This is a genomic window from Fimbriimonadia bacterium (assembly GCA_039961735.1).
GTDB lineage: Bacteria > Armatimonadota > Fimbriimonadia > Fimbriimonadales > JABRVX01 > JABRVX01.
Genome location: JABRVX010000031.1, coordinates 37,099 through 56,320 on the forward strand (window position 1 = coordinate 37,099; position 19,222 = coordinate 56,320).

The 19,222-nt window shown below is 62.6% G+C and carries 17 protein-coding genes; 13 read left to right on the forward strand and 4 right to left on the reverse strand.

Annotation, left to right across the window (positions count from 1 at the left end; all coding sequences use genetic code 11):
- Window positions 1-77 precede the first annotated feature (77 nt).
- Both HRF45_08550 and HRF45_08555 read left to right on the forward strand, forming a co-directional pair.
- Complete coding sequence (locus HRF45_08550) at window positions 78-878, forward strand: zinc metalloprotease HtpX (GenBank protein ID MEP0766571.1); 801 nt, start codon at window positions 78-80, stop codon at window positions 876-878.
- Between the two features lie 100 nt (window positions 879-978).
- Window positions 979-1,977 carry a TerC family protein gene (locus HRF45_08555; GenBank protein ID MEP0766572.1) on the forward strand — a complete coding sequence of 333 codons (999 nt, stop codon included), beginning with the start codon at window positions 979-981 and terminating at the stop codon, window positions 1,975-1,977.
- A 203-nt stretch (window positions 1,978-2,180) separates the two neighbouring features.
- Here HRF45_08555 and HRF45_08560 read toward each other — a convergent pair whose 3' ends face one another.
- The gene (locus HRF45_08560; GenBank protein ID MEP0766573.1) at window positions 2,181-2,372 is read right to left on the reverse strand and encodes a 4Fe-4S binding protein; all 192 of its coding nucleotides are present in this window, start codon (window positions 2,370-2,372) and stop codon (window positions 2,181-2,183) included.
- Window positions 2,373-2,562: 190 nt separating this feature from the next.
- Between HRF45_08560 and HRF45_08565 the strand changes: the two genes are divergently transcribed.
- Complete coding sequence (locus tag HRF45_08565) at window positions 2,563-3,648, forward strand: trimethylamine corrinoid protein 2 (protein MEP0766574.1); 1,086 nt, start codon at window positions 2,563-2,565, stop codon at window positions 3,646-3,648.
- On the opposite strand, the gene HRF45_08570 is transcribed toward HRF45_08565, so the two are convergent.
- Window positions 3,645-4,310: a type II secretion system protein gene (locus tag HRF45_08570; protein MEP0766575.1), complete on the reverse strand. Its 666-nt coding sequence runs from the start codon at window positions 4,308-4,310 to the stop codon at window positions 3,645-3,647. The genes HRF45_08565 and HRF45_08570 overlap by 4 nt on opposite strands.
- A gap of 244 nt (window positions 4,311-4,554) precedes the next feature.
- Entirely contained in the window at window positions 4,555-6,015 is a 1,461-nt protein-coding gene (locus tag HRF45_08575) for a fucose isomerase (protein ID MEP0766576.1), read from the reverse strand.
- Window positions 6,016-6,230: 215 nt separating this feature from the next.
- Here HRF45_08575 and HRF45_08580 point away from each other — a divergent pair, with 215 nt between their 5' ends.
- From HRF45_08580 to HRF45_08605, 6 genes are read left to right on the forward strand one after another with little or no spacing between them, the layout of a single operon-like run.
- A complete protein-coding gene (locus HRF45_08580; GenBank protein MEP0766577.1) occupies window positions 6,231-7,226 on the forward strand; it encodes an NAD(P)-dependent glycerol-3-phosphate dehydrogenase in 996 nt (331 codons plus the stop codon).
- 1 nt (window position 7,227) lies between these two features.
- Complete coding sequence (locus tag HRF45_08585) at window positions 7,228-8,928, forward strand: DUF4127 family protein (GenBank protein MEP0766578.1); 1,701 nt, start codon at window positions 7,228-7,230, stop codon at window positions 8,926-8,928.
- Window positions 8,906-9,364, forward strand: a complete 459-nt coding sequence (locus HRF45_08590) for an Hsp20/alpha crystallin family protein (protein MEP0766579.1) — start codon at window positions 8,906-8,908, stop codon at window positions 9,362-9,364. The genes HRF45_08585 and HRF45_08590 overlap by 23 nt, the downstream gene beginning before the upstream one ends.
- 4 nt (window positions 9,365-9,368) lie before the next feature.
- The gene (gene lon / locus HRF45_08595) at window positions 9,369-11,816 is read left to right on the forward strand and encodes an endopeptidase La (protein MEP0766580.1); all 2,448 of its coding nucleotides are present in this window, start codon (window positions 9,369-9,371) and stop codon (window positions 11,814-11,816) included.
- Window positions 11,817-11,820: 4 nt separating this feature from the next.
- The gene (locus HRF45_08600; GenBank protein MEP0766581.1) at window positions 11,821-12,579 is read left to right on the forward strand and encodes a WecB/TagA/CpsF family glycosyltransferase; all 759 of its coding nucleotides are present in this window, start codon (window positions 11,821-11,823) and stop codon (window positions 12,577-12,579) included.
- A gap of 12 nt (window positions 12,580-12,591) precedes the next feature.
- On the forward strand, window positions 12,592-12,858 hold the full coding sequence (locus tag HRF45_08605) for a hypothetical protein (GenBank protein MEP0766582.1): 267 nt from the start codon (window positions 12,592-12,594) through the stop codon (window positions 12,856-12,858).
- 95 nt (window positions 12,859-12,953) lie between these two features.
- On the opposite strand, the gene HRF45_08610 is transcribed toward HRF45_08605, so the two are convergent.
- Window positions 12,954-14,663: a DUF3352 domain-containing protein gene (locus tag HRF45_08610; GenBank protein MEP0766583.1), complete on the reverse strand. Its 1,710-nt coding sequence runs from the start codon at window positions 14,661-14,663 to the stop codon at window positions 12,954-12,956.
- Window positions 14,664-14,901: 238 nt separating this feature from the next.
- On the opposite strand from HRF45_08610, the gene HRF45_08615 reads away from it, so the two are divergent.
- The 4 genes from HRF45_08615 to HRF45_08630 all read left to right on the forward strand — a co-directional run bounded on the left by HRF45_08615 (window position 14,902) and on the right by HRF45_08630 (window position 19,221).
- On the forward strand, window positions 14,902-15,381 hold the full coding sequence (locus HRF45_08615) for a hypothetical protein (protein ID MEP0766584.1): 480 nt from the start codon (window positions 14,902-14,904) through the stop codon (window positions 15,379-15,381).
- A gap of 160 nt (window positions 15,382-15,541) precedes the next feature.
- Entirely contained in the window at window positions 15,542-16,174 is a 633-nt protein-coding gene (locus tag HRF45_08620) for a (2Fe-2S)-binding protein (protein MEP0766585.1), read from the forward strand.
- A 1-nt stretch (window position 16,175) separates the two neighbouring features.
- Window positions 16,176-18,257 (forward strand): xanthine dehydrogenase family protein molybdopterin-binding subunit, encoded by a 2,082-nt coding sequence (locus tag HRF45_08625; protein MEP0766586.1) that lies wholly within the window; start codon window positions 16,176-16,178, stop codon window positions 18,255-18,257.
- Window positions 18,244-19,221, forward strand: a complete 978-nt coding sequence (locus HRF45_08630) for a xanthine dehydrogenase family protein subunit M (protein ID MEP0766587.1) — start codon at window positions 18,244-18,246, stop codon at window positions 19,219-19,221. The genes HRF45_08625 and HRF45_08630 overlap by 14 nt, the downstream gene beginning before the upstream one ends.
- The last annotated feature ends 1 nt before the right edge of the window (window position 19,222 follow it).

A 19,222-nucleotide genomic window follows, 5' to 3' on the forward strand; every position in this document is an offset into this window, starting at 1 on the left:
GACGTAGTTCCGATCAGGAGGAGAATGTGAACACTCTGAAGGTTGGTGTTCTGTTGGTGGTGCTGACCGCGCTGCTGATGTGGATCGGCAGCCTGGTCGGCGGAATGAGCGGGGTCCTGGTGGCCTTCGCCGTGGCGATGGCCCTCAACTTCGGCAGCTACTGGTTCAGCGATCGGATCGTGCTGAGCATTCACCGTGCGCGACCAGTGAGCAGGGCTGACGCTCCTGAGCTCTACGCGATGCTGGACCGAATCTGTGCCCGGGCCGGAATCCCGACTCCGCGGCTGTACATCCTACCGGAGCAGCAGCCGAACGCGTTTGCCACCGGTAGGAACCCCCACCACGCAGCCGTAGCCGTGACCGAGGGTCTGCTGCGCAGTCTCCAGCCGCATGAGGTCGAGGGCGTGATCGCCCACGAGGTCGCCCACATCAAACACCGCGACACTCTCACCATGACTATCGTCGCGACCATTGCGGGCGCGGTGATGATGCTGTCTTATGTGGGCCGATGGGCTCTCATCTTCTCGGGGCGGGATGACCGCAACGGGGGCGGCTTGGCTCTGCTTCTGGCGCTCATCGTTGCACCGATTGCCGCAACGCTGGTCCAGCTCGCCATCTCGCGGGCACGGGAGTTCGAGGCCGATGCCACTGGCGCGAGGCTTGCAGGCTCTCCGACTGGGCTGGCGAGCGCGTTGGCGAACCTGGAGCGGTCGGCCAGGCTCATGCCCGCGGAGACCGTGCCGAGCGCGGCGCACCTGTTCATTGTCAATCCGTTCGGCGGTGTGGGCTCCGCCATGCTCAATCTGTTCCGGACGCACCCACCGACCGAACAGCGGATCGCGCGGCTCCGGGCCATGGAAGCCGGTCACAGGTCGTAGCTTCCACAATTCACTTTACGGGGTGGGTCCCGCCATCTGGGCAGTGACCCGCCCTTTTGCGTTAGACTCTGGGCTGCATGTCGTCTTGGAGGTATCCGCGCTGTCGCCCGAATTGATTGGTTGGCTCATCTTCGCCGCCATCATCCTGTCTCTGCTTTATCTGGACCTAGGCGTTCTTCACCGCCATGCCCACGAGGTCAAGGTGAAGGAGGCGCTGATATGGAGTGGCGTGTGGGTCCTTATCGCTTTGGCCTTCAACGTCGGCATCTACCTGTGGAAGGGCCACGGCCCAGCCATCGAGTTCCTCACGGGCTACGTGATCGAGCGTTCCCTCTCGATAGACAACGTCTTCGTGTTTCTCGTCGTCTTCCGCTACTTCCAGGTTCCTGCGAAGTACCAGCACCGTGTGCTGTTCTGGGGAGTGTTCGGCGCGGTGGTGCTGAGGATCCTGATGATTCTTGCGGGCATCTCGCTGCTAAACCGGTTTGCCTGGATGGTTTACGTGTTCGGCGTCCTGCTGATCGCTACCGGCATCCGCATGGCATTCGAGAAGGACAAGAAGGCCGACATCGAGGGGAACGTGGTCATCAAGTTGACTCGCCGCCTCCTACCCATAACGAACCAGTATCACGGGGCTAGGTTCTTGGTCCGCCAATCGGGCAAGCTGTTCGCCACGCCCTTACTCGTCACGCTCATTTTCGTCGAGGTGAGCGACGTGGTTTTCGCGATCGATTCCATCCCCGCCATCCTGGCCATCACCCGCGACCCCTTCATCGTGTACACGTCGAACGTCTTTGCCATCCTCGGTCTCCGCGCGCTTTACTTCGCGATGGCCGGGGTGATGGACATGTTCCATTACCTGCACTACGGCCTGTCGCTCATTTTGGTGTTCGTGGGCGTGAAAATGCTCTTAGCGGAGTCGCCCTATGAGATTCCGACCGAAGCGTCGCTGATCGTGGTGTGCGCGGTGCTCACGGTGTCCGTCCTCGCTTCGGTGTGGCGACCGCGGCGAACACCGAGGACCACGGAACCATCACCCGACGGTGTAGCGGACGCATCCGAAGTGCAGTCGGTGCAGGCCACCCCTACGCCGAAGTAGCGCTCGCAGCCGCGGGACGCGAGCCAGGGCATAGGGGCTTTTTCAACGGGTCCCTCCGCGGGAACGGCAACCCGTTGCGGAGGAGCGCCAGTAATTGTCGTTCCCGCGAAGGCGGGGATTCCAGGAAACTCAGACAAGCCCGCACGCTCGGCTCTTGCCCGGAGAGTCGGGCGCTGTCTCCCCCCAAAATGTGTAGCAGTGCCCTAGCTTGCGGCTACGATGGCATCGTTCGGGCAGACGGCCTCGCACTTCGGGCCGTCCGGTTCGCCGGCGCAGTCCGTGCACTTATTCGGGTCAACGACGTACGTGTCGGTGCCTTCCGAGATGGCTCCGTTCGGGCACTCGGGCTCGCACACCCCGCAAGCGATGCACTCTTCGGTAATCTTTCTCGGCATTTTGTTCCCCTCCAGAAGGTTCCGGCGCTGCTCTCACCGATTGCGTCATTATGCACAAAGCGCCAGTCTCATCATAGCACACTTCGTGCCGCTAAGGATCGTCGGAGTCTTCGGGTCCTAGGCAGACTCAGCCTATTGCCGGGTCCCTATCTCCAGAGGATCATGGCGCCGGCAGCGAATCCTGAGCACGATGTCAGAGTTCGTTCTGGAGTCAAAACCCGACGCTGGGATGGCTATCTGCCGCATGGAAGCCTGGTGGGAGGGTGCAATCCTCGACCGGCCTGCCGTCCAAGTCCGGGCGCCCAAGCCACGGCAGGTCACCGCACCCGAGAGCCGCCACGCCTCTTTGCGCGAGCGATGGATGGACGCGGAGTACGCGGTGCGATGCGCCGAGGCCTGGGTCGCTTCGACTTATTGGTGCGGCGAGACGTTACCGACTTTCGTTCCCAACCTCGGGCCTGAACTGCTTGCGGCAGCGTACGGCGCTGAGTTGGAGTTCGGTGAGGACACCTCCTGGTCCGTACCGGTCCTGCGCGATTGGGATGGGCTCGACCGCCTGAGCTTCAACCAGTTCAATCCCTACATCCAGAAGATCCTGGAGATGACGCGGCTGGGGCTGGACGTCGGACGCGGCAAGTTCCTCGTCGGCATCACCGACCTGCATCCCGGCGCGGACCTAGCGGCATCCCTCCGAGACCCGCAGCAGCTCTGTGTGGATCTCGTCGAGGCTCCCGAGCATGTGCACCAGTTGATGGACCGCATCCGGCCTGCATTCTACGAGATGTACGGCCTGCAGGAGACCATCCTGAAGGAGGCGGGACAAGAGATCGCTGTGAGTTGGCACCCGCTGTTCGCGCGAGGCCGCTACTACATCCCATCCGCCGACTTCTCGTGCATGGTGTCGGAGAGGATGTTTCGCGATTTCTTCCTGCAAGAGATCGTGGAGGAGGTCGAGTGGCTAGACCGTTCGGTGTACCACCTGGACGGTCCCGGAGCGCTTCACCTCTTGGACGCGATCCTGGAGATTCCGAAGCTGGACGCTTTGGAGTTCGTGTATGGCGCCGGCAACGGGCCGGCATCCAAGTGGATGGATGTGTATCGCCGCGTACTGGCCGCCGGGAAGAACATCCACATCTCGGCGGAGCCGGACGACCTCGATCCGTTTTTCGAGGCTCTCGATCCTGAAGGCGTGATGCTCTGCACTTGGGCGAACGATGTGGAGCACGCGGATGCGATCGTGCGAAGGGTGTCGAAGTGGTCTAGGCGCGGGCGCTAGTCTACGAAGTCCTCGCCCTCGTAGGCACGGTCCTCGCCGACGCCGGGGAACAGGAACATCAGGTCTGGCCCATCACCGAACACCGCGGTCGTAGTGCGGGACAGTTTCTTGTACTTGGTGCTGCCGTCTGCGAACAGCACGTTCAAGGTTGCCCGATCATCGCGCGAGCTCTCTCGCCCGGCTTGATGGAATGCCCACTGCTCCCAGAGCACCGCCACCTTCGAAGGAACGATCAACCGTGCAAGGTCTCCGTCATAGGCGAGGTCCAGCTTGTACTCGTAGGACGTCGAGTAACGGGAGCGATCATCTCCGCGGTCAGCCGGGCAAAACAGGTTGGTTAGGCGCAAGTAGGAGTGAATGTCGTCGAGCCAGCAATATCTGTCGACTGCCGGGCGGCTGGCGCAGAGGCAGTAGGAGCGGTGTACGAACTGCTCGGCGTACGTGTACTGAAAGGCCTCGGCCAGTAAGTTGTGCTCTGGAAGCACGCCCGCGTGGTCGTCGCTGTACATCGCCAGTGCACTTCCCGCCTGACGCAGGTTAGAAAGGCACGACGATCCCATCCCGGAGCGCTTTGCCGCCGACACAACCGGAAACAGCAGTGCGGCGAGCGTGGATAGGATAGCCACAACGGTGAGAAGTTCGATGAGGCTAAAGCCTCTCACGAGTTCACCATTTGTCTTCGCAGCAGGCGAGCAAACCATAGGACCTTTGGACCTTACACCGATAATCTATTCTAACGCGAATCCTGCGAAACTTGCCGCTGCCGTTTATGGTTTTGAGTCGATTTCTTGCGTGTTGAGCCCGAATCCCCCAGAAAACCGGTATCGGATCGCTTGCCAATGCGATCTTACTTTCGAGTCGAATTCCCTATAATGCGAACGTACCAACCTGCACGAGACGGAGAGCCTACCCGGACATGTCGATCGGCACGATTCCGAGGTAGCGGCACGCCGCTTCCAACTCGGCGAGCCAGTCTCCTTCGATGGCGTGGATGTGATTGCACGAGAACTGCATCGCCAGGTCGCGCTCCGAGCAGTCGAACTTGGCATACGCATGGGGCCACTCATAGCTGGTCTGCTTCGCGAGCCGCTCATTCTCCTCCCAACCGTAATCCACGAACGAACCCGTGAAGAAGTGCATTCGATACGTTCCGCTTGCCCGCGTGATCCGCGCGAAGGTCACCTTTTCGGCGGGTGCGGCATAGAACTGCACCGACGCGCCGCCGCACGGGAAGTACATCGGGTCGCTGGGGAATAGGCGTACTTTGGACCAGTTCTCTGCGAACTCGTCGGTTCGAGTGGCGAACCACGGGGCGTGTTGGCCGGAGTTGACCAAGTCGTAGATGCCCTGCTCCTTGTGGTAGTGGCGCAGGTCGGCGAACAGCACGGGGGTCCCCGAAAGGTGATGCAGGAGTTGCATCGTGAGAGCACCGTTCGAGTCGCACTCGGTGGCCGTGATGATGGGCTTTTTGCGGGGGTTCTCCCAGTCGGCCGTATCGTTTAGGAGCGCCTCCGGGAGGTCCATCGTGATGCCGTGCGGCCACTCCGTGTAATCGAGTTGCCCGGTGAGCCCGAGGAAGTCTATTCCCTCCTCTGCGCAGTAGTCTTTGATGGCCAGGTAGAGCCGCACCTGCCGACCGAGCTGCCCATCAACGCCCCTCGGCAACCGCTCGTTGTCCCAAAGTATCTCCTTTGCATGACGCTCCAGCCACTGCAGACCGGCTTCGACGCGGTCATTGGGGATTTTCTCGGCGAGCCAAGCGAGCGTGAGCTGGCTCCGATGGAACACGTGAACGCCGAACTCCTCCATCCACTGGCTGGGGTCGATGTGACCTGTGTACATTCCCATGGACGGACCGTCGAACTCGCCGTATCGCAGTCCACTCAAGCGCTCGGCAGCGTGCTCTCCGCGATGAATCCGGTCAGGCTCGTGCATGGCCAAGAATCGCCGAATATCCGCTGCAACTTCGGGCTCGTCCACGTCGCCCAAAGCTCTGCCGTATGGGATGCCGATCTCGTCGAGTGCTCCTGCCGCCGCGAAGAAGGCAACCCAACCCGGATACGACGGATTGATGTTGCCGACGAAGAGAATGGGGCAGTCCACGTCGCGCGCAGCCTGTGCCGTGAAATCCGGATACGCCCAGACACAATAGTTGAAGACGACGACGTCGCAGCCACCCTCGTTCATTCGAGTGGCCTCGTCCCGAGCGGTGCTCCAGTTCCAGACGGCCTGCGCGCCTTCGATCACTTCATGCCCTTCCTTGCGGAAGAACTCGGCGATCTTGGTCTGGAATCGTGTGGTGGACTCCTTCCCTCGCTCGGCCACTCGCCTGCGGCCATCGGTAAAGGTGATGATGCCGATTCGCATAGCTCACTCCCTCGAATACCGGCCCGGGGGGGGTCACGGCGACCCGCGGCGCGGGTCGCAGCCGAGTGGGTCTCCGCGGAGGCGCCGGGCCGCGCTTGCCATCGTCCACTATTCGTGGTTCGCGCGGTCCTCCCTTCCCGTAAAGGAGTAGGAATGTATACTTGCGCTCGCGCCTGTGCTGACGGGCAGGCGACGCGAGAAAGGGATCGATTTGCTTGAGTGAGGCGGTGATTGTCGGAGCAGGAAGCTGGGGAACGGCTCTGGCCCTAGTGCTCGGTCGCAAGGAAGTACCCGTCTCTCTGTGGGGGCGAGATGGCGCTGAAATTGCACGCCTGCGAGCCTCGCGGGTGAACGAAAAGTACCTTCCCGGCCACCCACTGCCAGAGTGCGTACAAGCGTTCGACGACCTCGAAGAGGCCGCCGACGCTGCGAGAGTTGCGATACTAGCCGTGCCTAGTGGTGCGGCGCGCGAGGTGCTGCAGAGGTGCGTTGCGGTGCCGCGACTGCGCGATCTTCCTTGGGTTATGGCCGCCAAGGGTCTCGAAGGCGCTACAGGAAGGCTGATGAGCGAGTTGGCCCTAGAGGTTCTCGGACCGCAGGCTAGGGTGGCCGCTCTATCAGGTCCCAATCTCGCCAAGGAGTTGGCCGCGGGCCTTCCGACAGCTACCGTGATTGCCTCCCGGGTCAGCGGGCTAGCCGCCGACCTGCAGACGCTGTTCATGTCGCCGACGCTACGGGTTTACACGGGCGAAGACGTCGTCGGCGTCGAGCTTGCCGGCGCGCTCAAGAACGTGCTCGCCATCGGCGGCGGAATGACCGACGGGTTGGGCTTCCGTGACAACACCAAAGCCGCGGTGCTAACACGGGGGCTTGCCGAGATGGCGAGGTTGGGCGAGGCGATGGGTGCGGAGCCGAGAACGTTCATGGGGCTGGCAGGCGTCGGAGACCTGTTCGCTACCGCCGTCAGCACCTATAGCCGCAACTATCGAGTGGGCCATGCGGTCGGACGCGGCGTCCCGCTGGAAGATGCCATCCGAGAGGTGCAGCAGGTGGCCGAAGGAGTGCCGACGGCACACGCCGCGGTGCTACTGTCTGAACGATATCATGTCGAGATGCCGCTTTTCCATGCGATTCACCGCGTGTTATCGGGAACGCTAGCACCGATGGACGCGGTACGCGAGCTGATGCATCGCACGCCCAAAGGAGAGTGACTTGCTGTCCGTATTCGGTCTGATCGTCGCCGTTTGCCTGCACCAGGCTACGCCAGTCCAAGAGTCGCCACCGCCGAGGATGCATGGCCGGATTGCACTCTTGCCGCTGGACTCCCGCCCGGCGTGCACCCAGATGCCCACGATGATGGGCCAGATCGCCGGAGTGTCGGTGCTGACCCCACCCGAGGACATGTTGGGCGTGTTTCGCACACCCGGGAAGTGCGACGAGCTGGCCGTCTGGCTGAAGGAGATCGCCCGATCCGACGTGGGTGCGATCATTGTCTCTGCGGACATGCTGTGCTACGGTGGTCTCGTCGCGTCGCGCACGGATTCCGTCTCTCAGGACAAGGCCGAACAGCGACTGGAGCTGCTGCGCATCATCCGTGCGGACCGACCGAACCTTCCAATCTACGTCTTCAGCACCATTATGCGTACAGCACCCACCGCCACCAAGGAGGCGGCTTCGTGGCGAATTGAGCTCGCGAAGTACCTGTACTACCGAGACCGATACCGAGTGACCGGCAGCAAGGGGGCAGCGGACAAGGCGAAGGAGCATCTCGAAAACGTGCCCAAGGGCGAGTTGGACAGATACGAGCGGACGCGAGCGAGGAACGCACAAGTGCAGCGCCACCTCGTACGACTGCTGAAGGACGGGGCGATCGATTTCCTCATTTTCGGGCAGGACGACGCTGAGCCTTACGGTCCTCATCGGCTGGAGCGGGCTTCTCTCAAGTCGCTGCTGGAACGCGAGGGCATCGCCGGCAAGGCGATGATTTGCGGGGGGATAGACCAAACCGCATGTGTCCTTCTCGCACGTGCCTTGGTGCGGGCCGAGCGCCTGACACCACGCATCTGGGTACAGTGGTCCAGTGAAGCCGGCAAGGCCGTCGTTGCACCGAACGAGGGCCAGACCACGGAGAAGGCGGTCCAGATGCAGGTGTTCGGTGCCGGCGCACGTCCCGCGACATCCAAGGATCAGGCAGATGTCGTTCTGTCCATCAACAGCTATGGCCGAAGCGAAGAGGACCTGGCCGAGTTTCTGCGCACGCTGCGGGAAGACTTGGCGGCCGGGCGGCTCGTCGCGCTAGCGGACTTGAACCTCGATGCAGGGGGCACCGCAGACCCCGCCTTGGTCCGTTTCTTGTTGGACAGCAAGCTCTGTGGCTACCTGGCAGGATATGCAGGGTGGAACACCGTGAGCAACACGCTAGGCACTTCCCTACCGCAAGCGATCGTGTACTGGCTCGCTCTACGCAACCCTCGGCTCGATGCGCGGGCGCGAGAGCTGAGTCAGCGCGCGTTCATCTTGCAGCGCCTGGCGGGGGAGTATGGATACCACAACTACATCCGTCCGCAGGCCTACTCCTACCTGACGAGCGACCTAAAGGGGCACAAGGAAGAGGTTGACGGCATGGACCTGGCTCTTCTCAACCGCTTCGTCGCAAAGCACACCGCGAAGATGCTCGAGTCGTTCTTCCGGCTGGGGTTCCTGGGCACGAAGGTCGCGTCCGATGGGGAAAACGGTTGGGAGATTCTCACCGATCTCGTGGATGTCAATATTGGCCTACCCTGGCCACGCGCTTATGAGGTACGAATCTCCTTTGGGTTCGCTACTTCGCCAATCGCGCGCACCCACTCCGAGGCGAACGGTGCCGAACCCGAATCGGAGGGAGAAGAGGATGGCACGAAGACGCCAAGCTGACTGGTTCTGGCAGATCGGCACCGAGTTGCAGTCCCTGTCGGAGGAACTGCTACACGGCGCGTTGAACTCCCCCGTTACAGCACGAAGGTTCTGGGAACCTCGGGTGGACGTGTGTGAGACGGAAGATGCCATCATGGTAGTCGCAGAGATCGCCGGTATGGACCCGAATGCAATCTCGGTGTCCTTCTCACCGGACCGAAAGTCGCTCATACTGCGTGGGTCCCGAACGGAGCACGAGGCCGAGGAGTCCAAACGTACTCGGTGCTTCCAGTTGGAGATTTACTACGGGGACTTCTTGCGGGAGGTACCGTTGCCCAACATCCCGATCGACGTGGATCGGATTACGGCCAACTACCGAAGCGGGATGCTCACGATCACCGTGCCGAAGAGTGACCTGCCTGTCGAAGCGCGCACGATCCCAGTAGTCGAAGGATAGTCGCATGGAACTGCCCACGCTGGGCGACCAACAGATTGAGGAAGAGGAGCCGAGACCGGATATCCCGGCGGAACTGAACCTCCTGCCCCTTCGGGACGCCGTGGTGTTCCCGATGCTGATTGCTCCGCTCGCTGTGGGGCGCGAGCACTCGATCCAGTTGGTGGACGACAGTATTCTGGGCAACAAGCGCATCATCGGCGTGGTCGCTCAGCGCGACCCCAGTACGGAGAAACCTTCTTTCGAAGAGGTGTACGAGTACGGCTGCGCCGTGATCATCCGCACCATGGTCAAGATGGCCGACGGGGTGCGCCTCATCGTTCAGGGTCTCTCGCGTTTCCGCGTAGTCGAGCCGATACAGGAGGACCCTTACCTCCGGGCTCGCATCGAGCAGCTCGCGGAACCACCGCAACCGGAGGGTGAAGAGGCCATCGAGATCGAAGCCCTCCGGCGCGGAGTGGCCACGTTGTTCGAGCGTGCGGTCTCCCTCTCGCCCCAACTGCCTGACGAGCTGAGGTCGCTGACCCAGTCGGTTGCAGAGCCCAACGTGCTTGCCGACCTCGTCGCGGCCCACATGCCGCTGAGCGTGGTGGACAAGCAGAAGATCCTGGAGACCGTGCAACTGGGTCCGCGCCTGCGGGCGCTTATGGCCATCCTGGGCCGCGAAGTGCGTGTGCTGGAGCTGTCCAGCAAAGTGCAGAGTGAAGTCACCACCGAGTTGAGCAAGTCGCAGCGCGAGTACTACCTGCGCGAGCAGCTTCGAGCCATCCAAAGGGAGCTGGGCGAGGGCGACGACCAGCAGATGGAGATCGAGGAGCTGGAGGCGAAGATTCGCGAAGCGGGCATGAGCGAAGAAGCCGAGAAGGAGTGTCGCAGAGAGCTCGACCGTCTTCGCCGCATGTCCGCTGGCTCGCCAGAGTACTCGGTCGCCCGCACCTACATAGATTGGATGGTGGCACTGCCCTGGTCCGTCAGCACCGAGGACAACCTCGACCTGCATCGCGTGAAGCGGGTCTTGGACCGCGACCACCACGGTCTCGAGAAGATCAAGGAGCGCATCATCGAGTTCCTTGCGGTGAGGCGTGTCAAGGGCGGTCCGGTGAGGCAGCCCATCCTCGCCTTCGTCGGCCCTCCGGGAACCGGTAAGACTTCCCTGGGCCGCTCGATCGCCGAGGCGCTCGGACGGAAGTTCGTGCGCATCTCTCTCGGCGGCATGAGGGACGAAGCCGAGATCCGGGGTCACCGCAGAACCTACATCGGCGCGCTCCCCGGCCAGATCATGCAAGGGCTTCGCCGAGCAGGTTCCAACAACCCCGTGTTCATGCTGGACGAGATTGACAAACTGGGCTCGGACTTTCGGGGCGACCCGTCCTCGGCAATGTTGGAAGTACTCGATCCGGAACAGAACAACGCCTTTCGGGACCACTACTTCGACGTGAACTTCGACCTTAGCCGCGTCTTCTTCATCACGACAGCGAATCTCCTCGAGACCATTCCGCCGCCTCTGCGCGACCGCATGGAGATGATCGAGCTGTCGGGATACACAGACGAAGAGAAGGTGGCCATCGCTCGAAAGCACCTCGTGCCCAAGCAGCTTGCCGAACACGGCCTGGCTACGGCCAAGCTGAAGTTCCATCAGAGCGCGCTGCGGCACATCATCGCCAACTACACTCGCGAAGCGGGCGTGCGCAATCTCGAGCGACGGATCGCCGCCGTCTGCCGCAAGGCCGCCCGACGCATCGCAGAGGGGAACGAGGAACCTCTGACGGTCACTTCAGCGAACCTAAGCGAATTCCTAGGCCCACCCGTGTTCCTCCGCGAGGCCGTGATGGAACGCAAGATGGAACCTGGTGTCGCCGTTGGGCTCGCGTGGACCCCTGCCGGCGGAGACATCCTGTTCATCGAGAGCACGAAGATGCCGGGGGGTAAGAACTTGGTGCTGACCGGGCAGCTCGGTGAAGTCATGCGCGAGTCGGCGCAGGCCGCCCTGAGCTTCCTACGGACCAACGCCGAAGCATACGGGATCCCGCCCGACTTTTTCGAGAAGAACGACATCCATGTTCACGTGCCCGCCGGAGCCACCCCGAAAGACGGTCCGAGTGCCGGCGTCGCCATCCTCGCATCCCTAGCAGGATTGTTGTCCGGCAGATCCTTCCGCTCCCGGCTTGCCTTGACCGGAGAGATCACGCTTCGCGGACAGGTGCTTCCGGTTGGAGGCATCAAGGAGAAGGTACTTGCGGCTTATCGGGCCGGGGTGCGCACGGTGCTGCTCCCGGAACGCAACGAAAAGGACATCTTGGAGGACATCCCTCCCGAGATCCGTGAGGAGATGACGATCCACTACGTCTCGCGGGCCGAAGAGGTGCTGCGCCTGGCTTTGGAGGACGCTCCCTCGCGCAACGAACGGCACCAGAAGTCGAAGCGTGTGGCGAGGAGACCGGTGGTAAAATCCTGACGCAGTGACCTCGGTTCAACTAGCGAGCGGACCTACCCCTGCCGGCACGGTACTGGGAATTCCCATCCACGTAACCACCATGTCGGACGCATTGCGGCGGGTGCAAGAGTTCATCCGCGAGGGCGTGCCGCGATTGGTGGTCACACTGGATGCGGGGGGACTCGTGCTCGCCGCGAGGGACCCCGAGTGGGCCAAGCTACTCGAGTCCGCGGACCTGATCACGCCGGACAGCAGCGGCATCGTTTGGGCTCTGCGCCGGAGTGGTCTGGCGATCGGGGGGCGCGTGGCCGGGTGTGACATGGCGGGGGAGCTGTGCAGGCTGAGTCAGCAGCACGGGTACCGCGTATATCTGCTGGGGGGCGCGCCGGGTGTCGCGGAGAAGGCAGCCTGTGCACTGACCGCCACCTATCCCGGATGCAGCATCGTCGGCTTCGACCATGGGTACTTCCAAGAAGCGGAAGAGCCCGAAGTACTGTCAAGGATTGCCAACGCGAAACCGGACATCTTGCTGGTTGCGATGGGCATGCCTCGTCAGGAGAAATGGATCGCGCGGCATCGGGAACGGCTAGGCGTCCCCGTGTCTATCGGCGTTGGGGGAACGCTGGACGTGTTCGCGGGCGTGGCCAAACGGGCTCCCCGAGCCTTTCAGCGGCTAGGGCTGGAGTGGCTGTGGCGGGTGGCCCGAAATCCACGGAAGATGCGGAAGGTTCTCTCGCTTCCTACGTTTGTACTGATGGTGCTACGAAACCAAAGCGTTGTGTAAGGAGGGATTGGATTGCCGACCTACGGTTACATCTGCACAGAGTGCGACCACGAGTTCGAGGTGTTCCAGAGCGCGACCGCCCCACCCGTCTCCACCTGCGAGCGATGCGGAGGCAAGGTCCGGAAGCAGATTCACGCTGTGGGCATAGCCTTCAAGGGCGCTGGCTTTCACATCAACGACTACTCGTCGCGCCCCAGCACACCCCCTGCATGCGAGGCAAGCTCTAAGTCCGAGACCCCCTGCGCATCCGGGGGCTGTTGCCCCCTGAACTCGGACTAGCCGACTTTCTGCCCGTGGGGCAGACACACGCTCGGAAAGAGATACGCCCCGCCAGTCCATGTGGCGGGGCGTAGAGCAATTTCTGGCCTACCTTCTTAGAACGCCATGTCGGCGGATGGGCCGGGGGCGTTGCGGTTCTTCTTCGCTTCCGCGCCGATGCGGTGCACCAACTCCACCCAGTCCAGCGGCACGAAGAGCTCGGCCGTGGTCGTCTTCCCGTCATAGGAGGCGCTGAAAGTCAGCCCGTCGTCCCCGAACAGCTTGTGCCAATCCCAAGCGGGTCCTCTATCCTTCTCGGCAGCGTCCTTCATGAGGGTTGGTAGGTCTGCCATCAGCGTGAAGCGACCTGCCTTCAGCCCACGGTCCACCATTCGCTTGAAACGAGGGTCGGACCGCAGCGCATTCGCATCGCTCCCCGAAGAGTCCACCACTTGCTTCAGCAAAGTCAGCGAAGTGGAGGCGACGACGGTTTTCCCGAGTATCGCATAGCACGGCGTCTTGCCCTTCGCGTTCGGGTCGCCGGACACGTCGAGCAGATGAATCGTGGTGGTGCCATACGGTTGCGACGAGAACCTTGCCTTCGGCCCCCCCTTGTCGAAGCGGCCGGAGTCGATGGCCAACCGCAGCTTCTCGATGAAGGTGGCCGGGTCGGCACCGTTCGCATCATCCGCGATGAACAGCGCATCGGGGTCGTCGTTACCGGGCACCTGAGACGGGTAAAGGGCGACCGTGAACTCCCCTCGGAACGCGGGGACAACGTCCTTCTCGAGGTCGAAGCCCGTCTCGGACCGGAACTTCGCCAACCCTTCCTCCATCTCGCGCTTCGACTCGGGCTTGGCGAGTGCGAAGTTGCGTAACGTGTCATAGATAGCGGCGGGCTGTGACAGCGCCGCGAGTCCATAGGCCCCGCGCGGCAGCAAGCCGAGTGAATCGAGGCTCAGGACCGGCAGATTCGCTAGGGGCTGCATCTCCTTCACCTCGTCGGCGCTGAACGGCGCACGCACGGAGCAGAGCAACCCATCGTTGCGAATGGCGAGGCCCGCGGCGAACCACCCGTTATGGCGGAAGGGGTTCGCGCCCTTCAACTCACGCTCGGCTTCCTTGCCCGCCTCGCGCAGCAACGAGTTGGAAACGAACAGCATTGCGTTCGCGTCGTCGGGGAGCGCCTTTCTGGCTTCCTGGTAGGCGGCGAGGTCGGCGGCGGAAGGCGACTTGCCCGCTTTCACGGCAATCACCCGACGCATCGACTCCTCGTTGGGTGAGATGATCAGGTAGTTCCCGAGGACAGCAGCCGTAGACTTCTTGTCAATCACGTAGGCTTGCTCGCCCTCGAGTCTGTAGCCCCGCAGGTGCTTCTCCAGCGACGAGCTCACGGCCCCGGGGTTGCCGACCGCCATCAGGAGCGCGGCATACTTCGGCTCCTTGCCCTCCTCGATGCCCCACACTCCCACGGCGAAGCTATTCTTGATGTGCGGGCGGATCTCTCGAACTAGCTCGTTCTGAGCGGCAGCCTCGGCAATCTCCTTCTCGAGTTCGTCCAGCAGGCCTTCTTGCTTGAGTGCATCGCCTATGGCCTTGAAGGTCTGCGCCTGAGCCGGGCTGGGCGACAGGTCTACCGTGATGATGGCCTGGGCGTCAGCAGGCATGAAGCCGATTGCTAACTCCCCTGGGCGGTCGAATAGGACCTTGTAGCCGACTGCGCCAGCCCCAACGACCGCGGCGATGGCCGCCACTCCCCACCAGGACGCACCACCACGAAGCCCGCGCGGGCGGGCACCGGCAGCATGTGAACGCAGGTTCCCCACTCTCATCCCTCCACGAGGCACCACCGTGCGACGGACGGTGCCTGCATCTACGCTACTTACCTTCCACGTCTGCACCGGGTTGCACCTCGCACGGAGTCGAGGGAGATTCGATCGATTTGACAGGTCGTTACACTAGCTGAGACGGATACATACAAAACAATCCGCTGTCTTGATCGTCAGAATGGCCGAGAAGGACCTAACCGGAAGGTCGGTCCCCCGAAATTAAAGGAGTTTGTGTATGAAGAGGCTGTTGATTGGCCTGCTAGGAGTAGCCCTTTTCGCCGCGATGGCGTTGGCCGTTGGCGAGGGAGTCGCATTCGGAAGCGGCACGATCCAGATGCCCAATCGCGCCTTGGGAGTGTTCAGCTTCCACGCGGGCTCGTTCGATGGCAACATCAGAGGGTTTCTGAACTTCCGAGAGGTGCTTCGGTCCAACACCGGGCGCGAGAAGACGATCCACACCGTTCGCCTTAAAGTCGAGAAGTTCGAGTGCCGGGATAAGAACGCCGTGTTCTCTGGGCCAGCTTTGTTCGACGGCAGGCAGGCCTACGCCGAGGTGTTCGTATCGGATCGCTGGTACCCCGGCAGCCCCCTCGACGTCTTGGATCATTTCGAGATGAAGGTGTTCTCGCCGGACGGCAACGCAGTGTATCGGGCCGGCGGTCCGGTGCGCGGCGACATCGTCGTACGCTGTGGCCCTCCTCCCGGGCGTCTGTAGTTCGTAGAGTTCTCACCTCTGCCTGTCTACCGTACCAGGGCCGCTCATCGCAGCGGCCCTGCTTCATAGCTGTTCTCCCAAGGAACTGGCATGGCGAAGTCGAAAGTACAAAAGCAGTACGCAGTGCCGGGTGCCCAAGGCCCGGCGTTCGAGGTGGGGGATGAGCGAGGAAAAGAAGCCCGAGCTCAGTCGAAGGCAATTCCTAAAGTCGGTAGGTGCAGCGGCGGCCGTTGCGACCGTAGGTGGAGCCGCTGGGCTGCACAAAGGTCACCCCGAGACCGTGGGAAGCCCGGCGAGCGTGACACCACAGGGTGTCGGCGAGCGGACGGTCAGTCTGAATGTGAACGGCGAAGTCCATCGGCTGCTCCTGGAGCCACGCATGACTTTGTTGGACGCGATTCGTGATAGGCTGGGCCTCACTGGATCCAAACGAGTGTGCGACCGAGGCACCTGCGGCGCTTGCACCGTATACCTCGACGGCAAACCCATCTATGCGTGCCTGAAACTCGCCGTCGACTGCGAGGGCCACAAGGTCGAGACGGTTGAAAGCCTCGCGCCCGACGGCAAGCTGAATGCTGTTCAGCAGGCGTTCGTGAACCACGACTCGCTGCAATGCGGGTTTTGCACGCCCGGCTTCGTGATGTGTGTGAATCATCTGTTGAAGACGAACAAAAGCCCGAGTTTGGCGGATATCAAGAACGCTTGCTCGGGCAACGTGTGCCGATGCGGCACGTACACACGCATCTTCGAGGCCGCCGAGAGCGCAGCGAAGGCGATGAGGGAGGGAGCCTAACATGTCGGAGTGGAACGACCGCTCGAAGACCAAGTATGTCGGTCAGCGGGTGACGCGCGTCGAGGGGCCCCTCAAGGTGTCGGGGCGGGCGAAATACACGTACGACATTCAGCTCCCCGACATGCTATACGGTGCCATCCTTGGCTCGCCCCACGCCGCGGCGCAGGTTAAGTCCGTGGATATCTCGGAGGCGGAACGAATGCCCGGGGTGAAGGCCGTGCACGTGGTTGCAGGGCCGGGAACCAACCTCAGGCACCAGGGGCAGGACGTCGCGGCAGTGGCGGCGACAACGGAGCAGCAAGCACGCGATGCGCTGCGGGCAATCCGGGTCGAGTACGAGGTTCGCCCCCATCGAGTCATTACACAAGTCGCCTCTCAAGACCCGGAGCGGATGGAGCCCTTCCCTGCTCTTTCCGACGAAGCGCAGACCGCACTCCGTGCGGCCGACGCGACCATTGAGGGCTCCTACAGCGTCCCTGTCCGCATTCACACCTGCCTGGAGACTCATGGTTGCGTGGTGCGTTGGGACGGAGATGACCGATTCACCATGTGGTGCTCCACCCAGGCCGTACACGGCGTGCGTGGCGGCATGGCGCAGAACCAAGGCGTGCCCGCGGGGAACGTCCGCGTGATCTGCGAGCATATGGGTGGGGGGTTCGGCAGCAAGCTGGGACCGGGCAGCGAGTTCGCCGTCTGCGCCGCGCTGGCGAAGAAGGCGAAGGCTCCTGTCAAGTTGATGCGCGACCGCCACACCGAGCAGTTGACCACGGGCAACGGTCCGGATGCCCATGCTCGCGTGAGGGCGGGCGCTCGCAAGGACGGAAAGCTGGCAGTGATTGCGGCGGATTGCTTCGGCACCTCCGGCTACAGTGCGCAATGGGGAATGCCCTTTCCGTACGTGTACCGAGCGGAGACACGGGCGGTGAGATCTCGGCCCGTTCGCACCAATTGCGGGTCCGATGCGCCACTTCGCGCACCCATGCATCCGCAGGCTTGCGCGATCACCGAGCAAGTGGTGGATGAGCTGGCCTATGCTCTGGGCATGGATCCGCTGGAGCTGCGGCTGGCAAACACCGACGGGGTACGCAAACAGCAGTTCGAGTTGGGAGCAAAACTCTTCGGGTGGGAGAAGCGGAACCCGAAGCCTGGGTCGGACGGCGGGCGCTTCCGGCGCGGCATGGGGGTGGGAACGTCCGCGTGGGGTGGCGGCGGGGGCCCCGGCTCTCGAGTAGAGCTCACGATTCACCGAGACGCCACGATCGAGGTTAAGCTAGGCACCCAGGACCTCGGCACCGGTACCCGCACCTACGTGGCTTCCATCGTTGCGGAAGATCTCGGGGTGGATATCTCTCAGGTTCGCGCCATGATCGGTGACAGCGACTTCGGCTACTCCGGTGCGAGCGGGGGGTCCACCACTACGGCATCGGTAGCACCTGCGGTGAAAACGGCGTCGCTCGAAGCGAGGAGGCAGCTTTTCGAGAAGGCTGCCGAGATGGTCGGCCAGCCCGCCGAGGAACTCGACGCTCGCGACGGCAAGGTGTTCGTTTCGAGCGACCCGTCGAAGAGCATCACGTTTGCCGAAGTCTGCTCTAGGCTCGGTGTCGCGGGGATCGTGGCGAACGGGACCTTCGATGCTTCGTTGCAGCAGGGCGGCGTCGCGGGGGTGCAGTTCGCGGAGGTGGAAGTGGACATGTGGACCGGCCGTGTGCGGCCCATTCGCGTTCTGGCAGTCCATGACTGCGGCTACTGGATGAACCGACTGACCACCGAGAGCCAGATCATCGGCGGCGTCATTCAAGGCATTGGCATGGCGCTACTCGAAGAGCGCAAGATGGACGAGAACACGGGCCGATGCCTGAACCCGGACCTGGAGCAGTACAAGTTGCCCGGACCGTGGGAGATGCCCGAGATTGTGCCACACCTTTTCGAGACGCACCAGAAAGTGGCGGGCATAGGCGAGCCGCCGGTCATCCCAACTGCAGGCGCCATTGCCAACGCCGTGTTCCACGCGTCGGGCCTGCGCATTCGGCACCTACCTATCACCCCGCGGAAGCTCTTGGAGGCGATGGATGAACGCGTTTGAGTGGGTAACACCCAAAGACCTGAAGGGAGCCGTCTCCGCACTGAGTGGCGACAGCGCCAAAGTGCTCGCGGGTGGGATTGACCTGCTATGCGAGATGAAAGAGGGGCTTGTCACCCCCTCGCACGTCGTCAACCTGAAATCCATCGCCGGGCTGAACCAGATGGTGGGAAGAGACGACCTGCGGATCGGCGCTCTGGTCACGCTGACGGAGCTTGCCGAATCGGAGTCTGTCAGGTCGCAGTACAAGGCGGTGGCGGAGGCCGCATTGTCCGTCGGTTCGCCGCAGATCCGGAACGTGGGGACGGTGGGCGGGAACCTGTGCCAACGGCCCCGCTGTTGGTATTACCGCGACGTCGCAATCGAGTGCTTGAAAAAGGGCGGCGACCGCTGCTTTGCGGAGGACGGCGAGAACGAGTACCACGCGATCTTGGGCGGGGGGCCTTGCCACATCGTGCATCCTTCGGACCTCGCCCCGGCTCTGATCGCCTTCGACGCCAAGGTGGAGATTCAGGGCACGTCAGCGCGCTCGCTTCCGTTGCTCGACTTCTTCGTGCTGCCTGCGGTGAACTGGGGGCAAGAGAACGTTCTGGCCCCGAACGAGATCGTGACCGCCGTGACGCTGCCCAAGGCGACGGCGGGCTGGAAGAGCGCCTACTACAAGTTCCGCGAGCGGGAGTCTTTCGATTGGGCGTTGGCGAGCGCAGCCGTAACGCTGCGAATGTCGGGCAACACCGTCCAGGACTGTCGGGTAGTGCTCGGCGGGGTGGCGCCAATTCCATGGCGGTCCAAGGAAGCGGAATCGGCCTTGAAAGGCAAGACTATAAGCCCCGCCCTAGCCGAAGCTGCGGGCAAGGCCGCGGTCACGGGGGCGAAGCCGCTGAAGCACAACGGCTACAAGGTGCGGTTGGCAGCCAACGTGGTTCGAATCGCGTTGCTTCGCGCCGCAGGGTTAGAGGAGGCCTAGG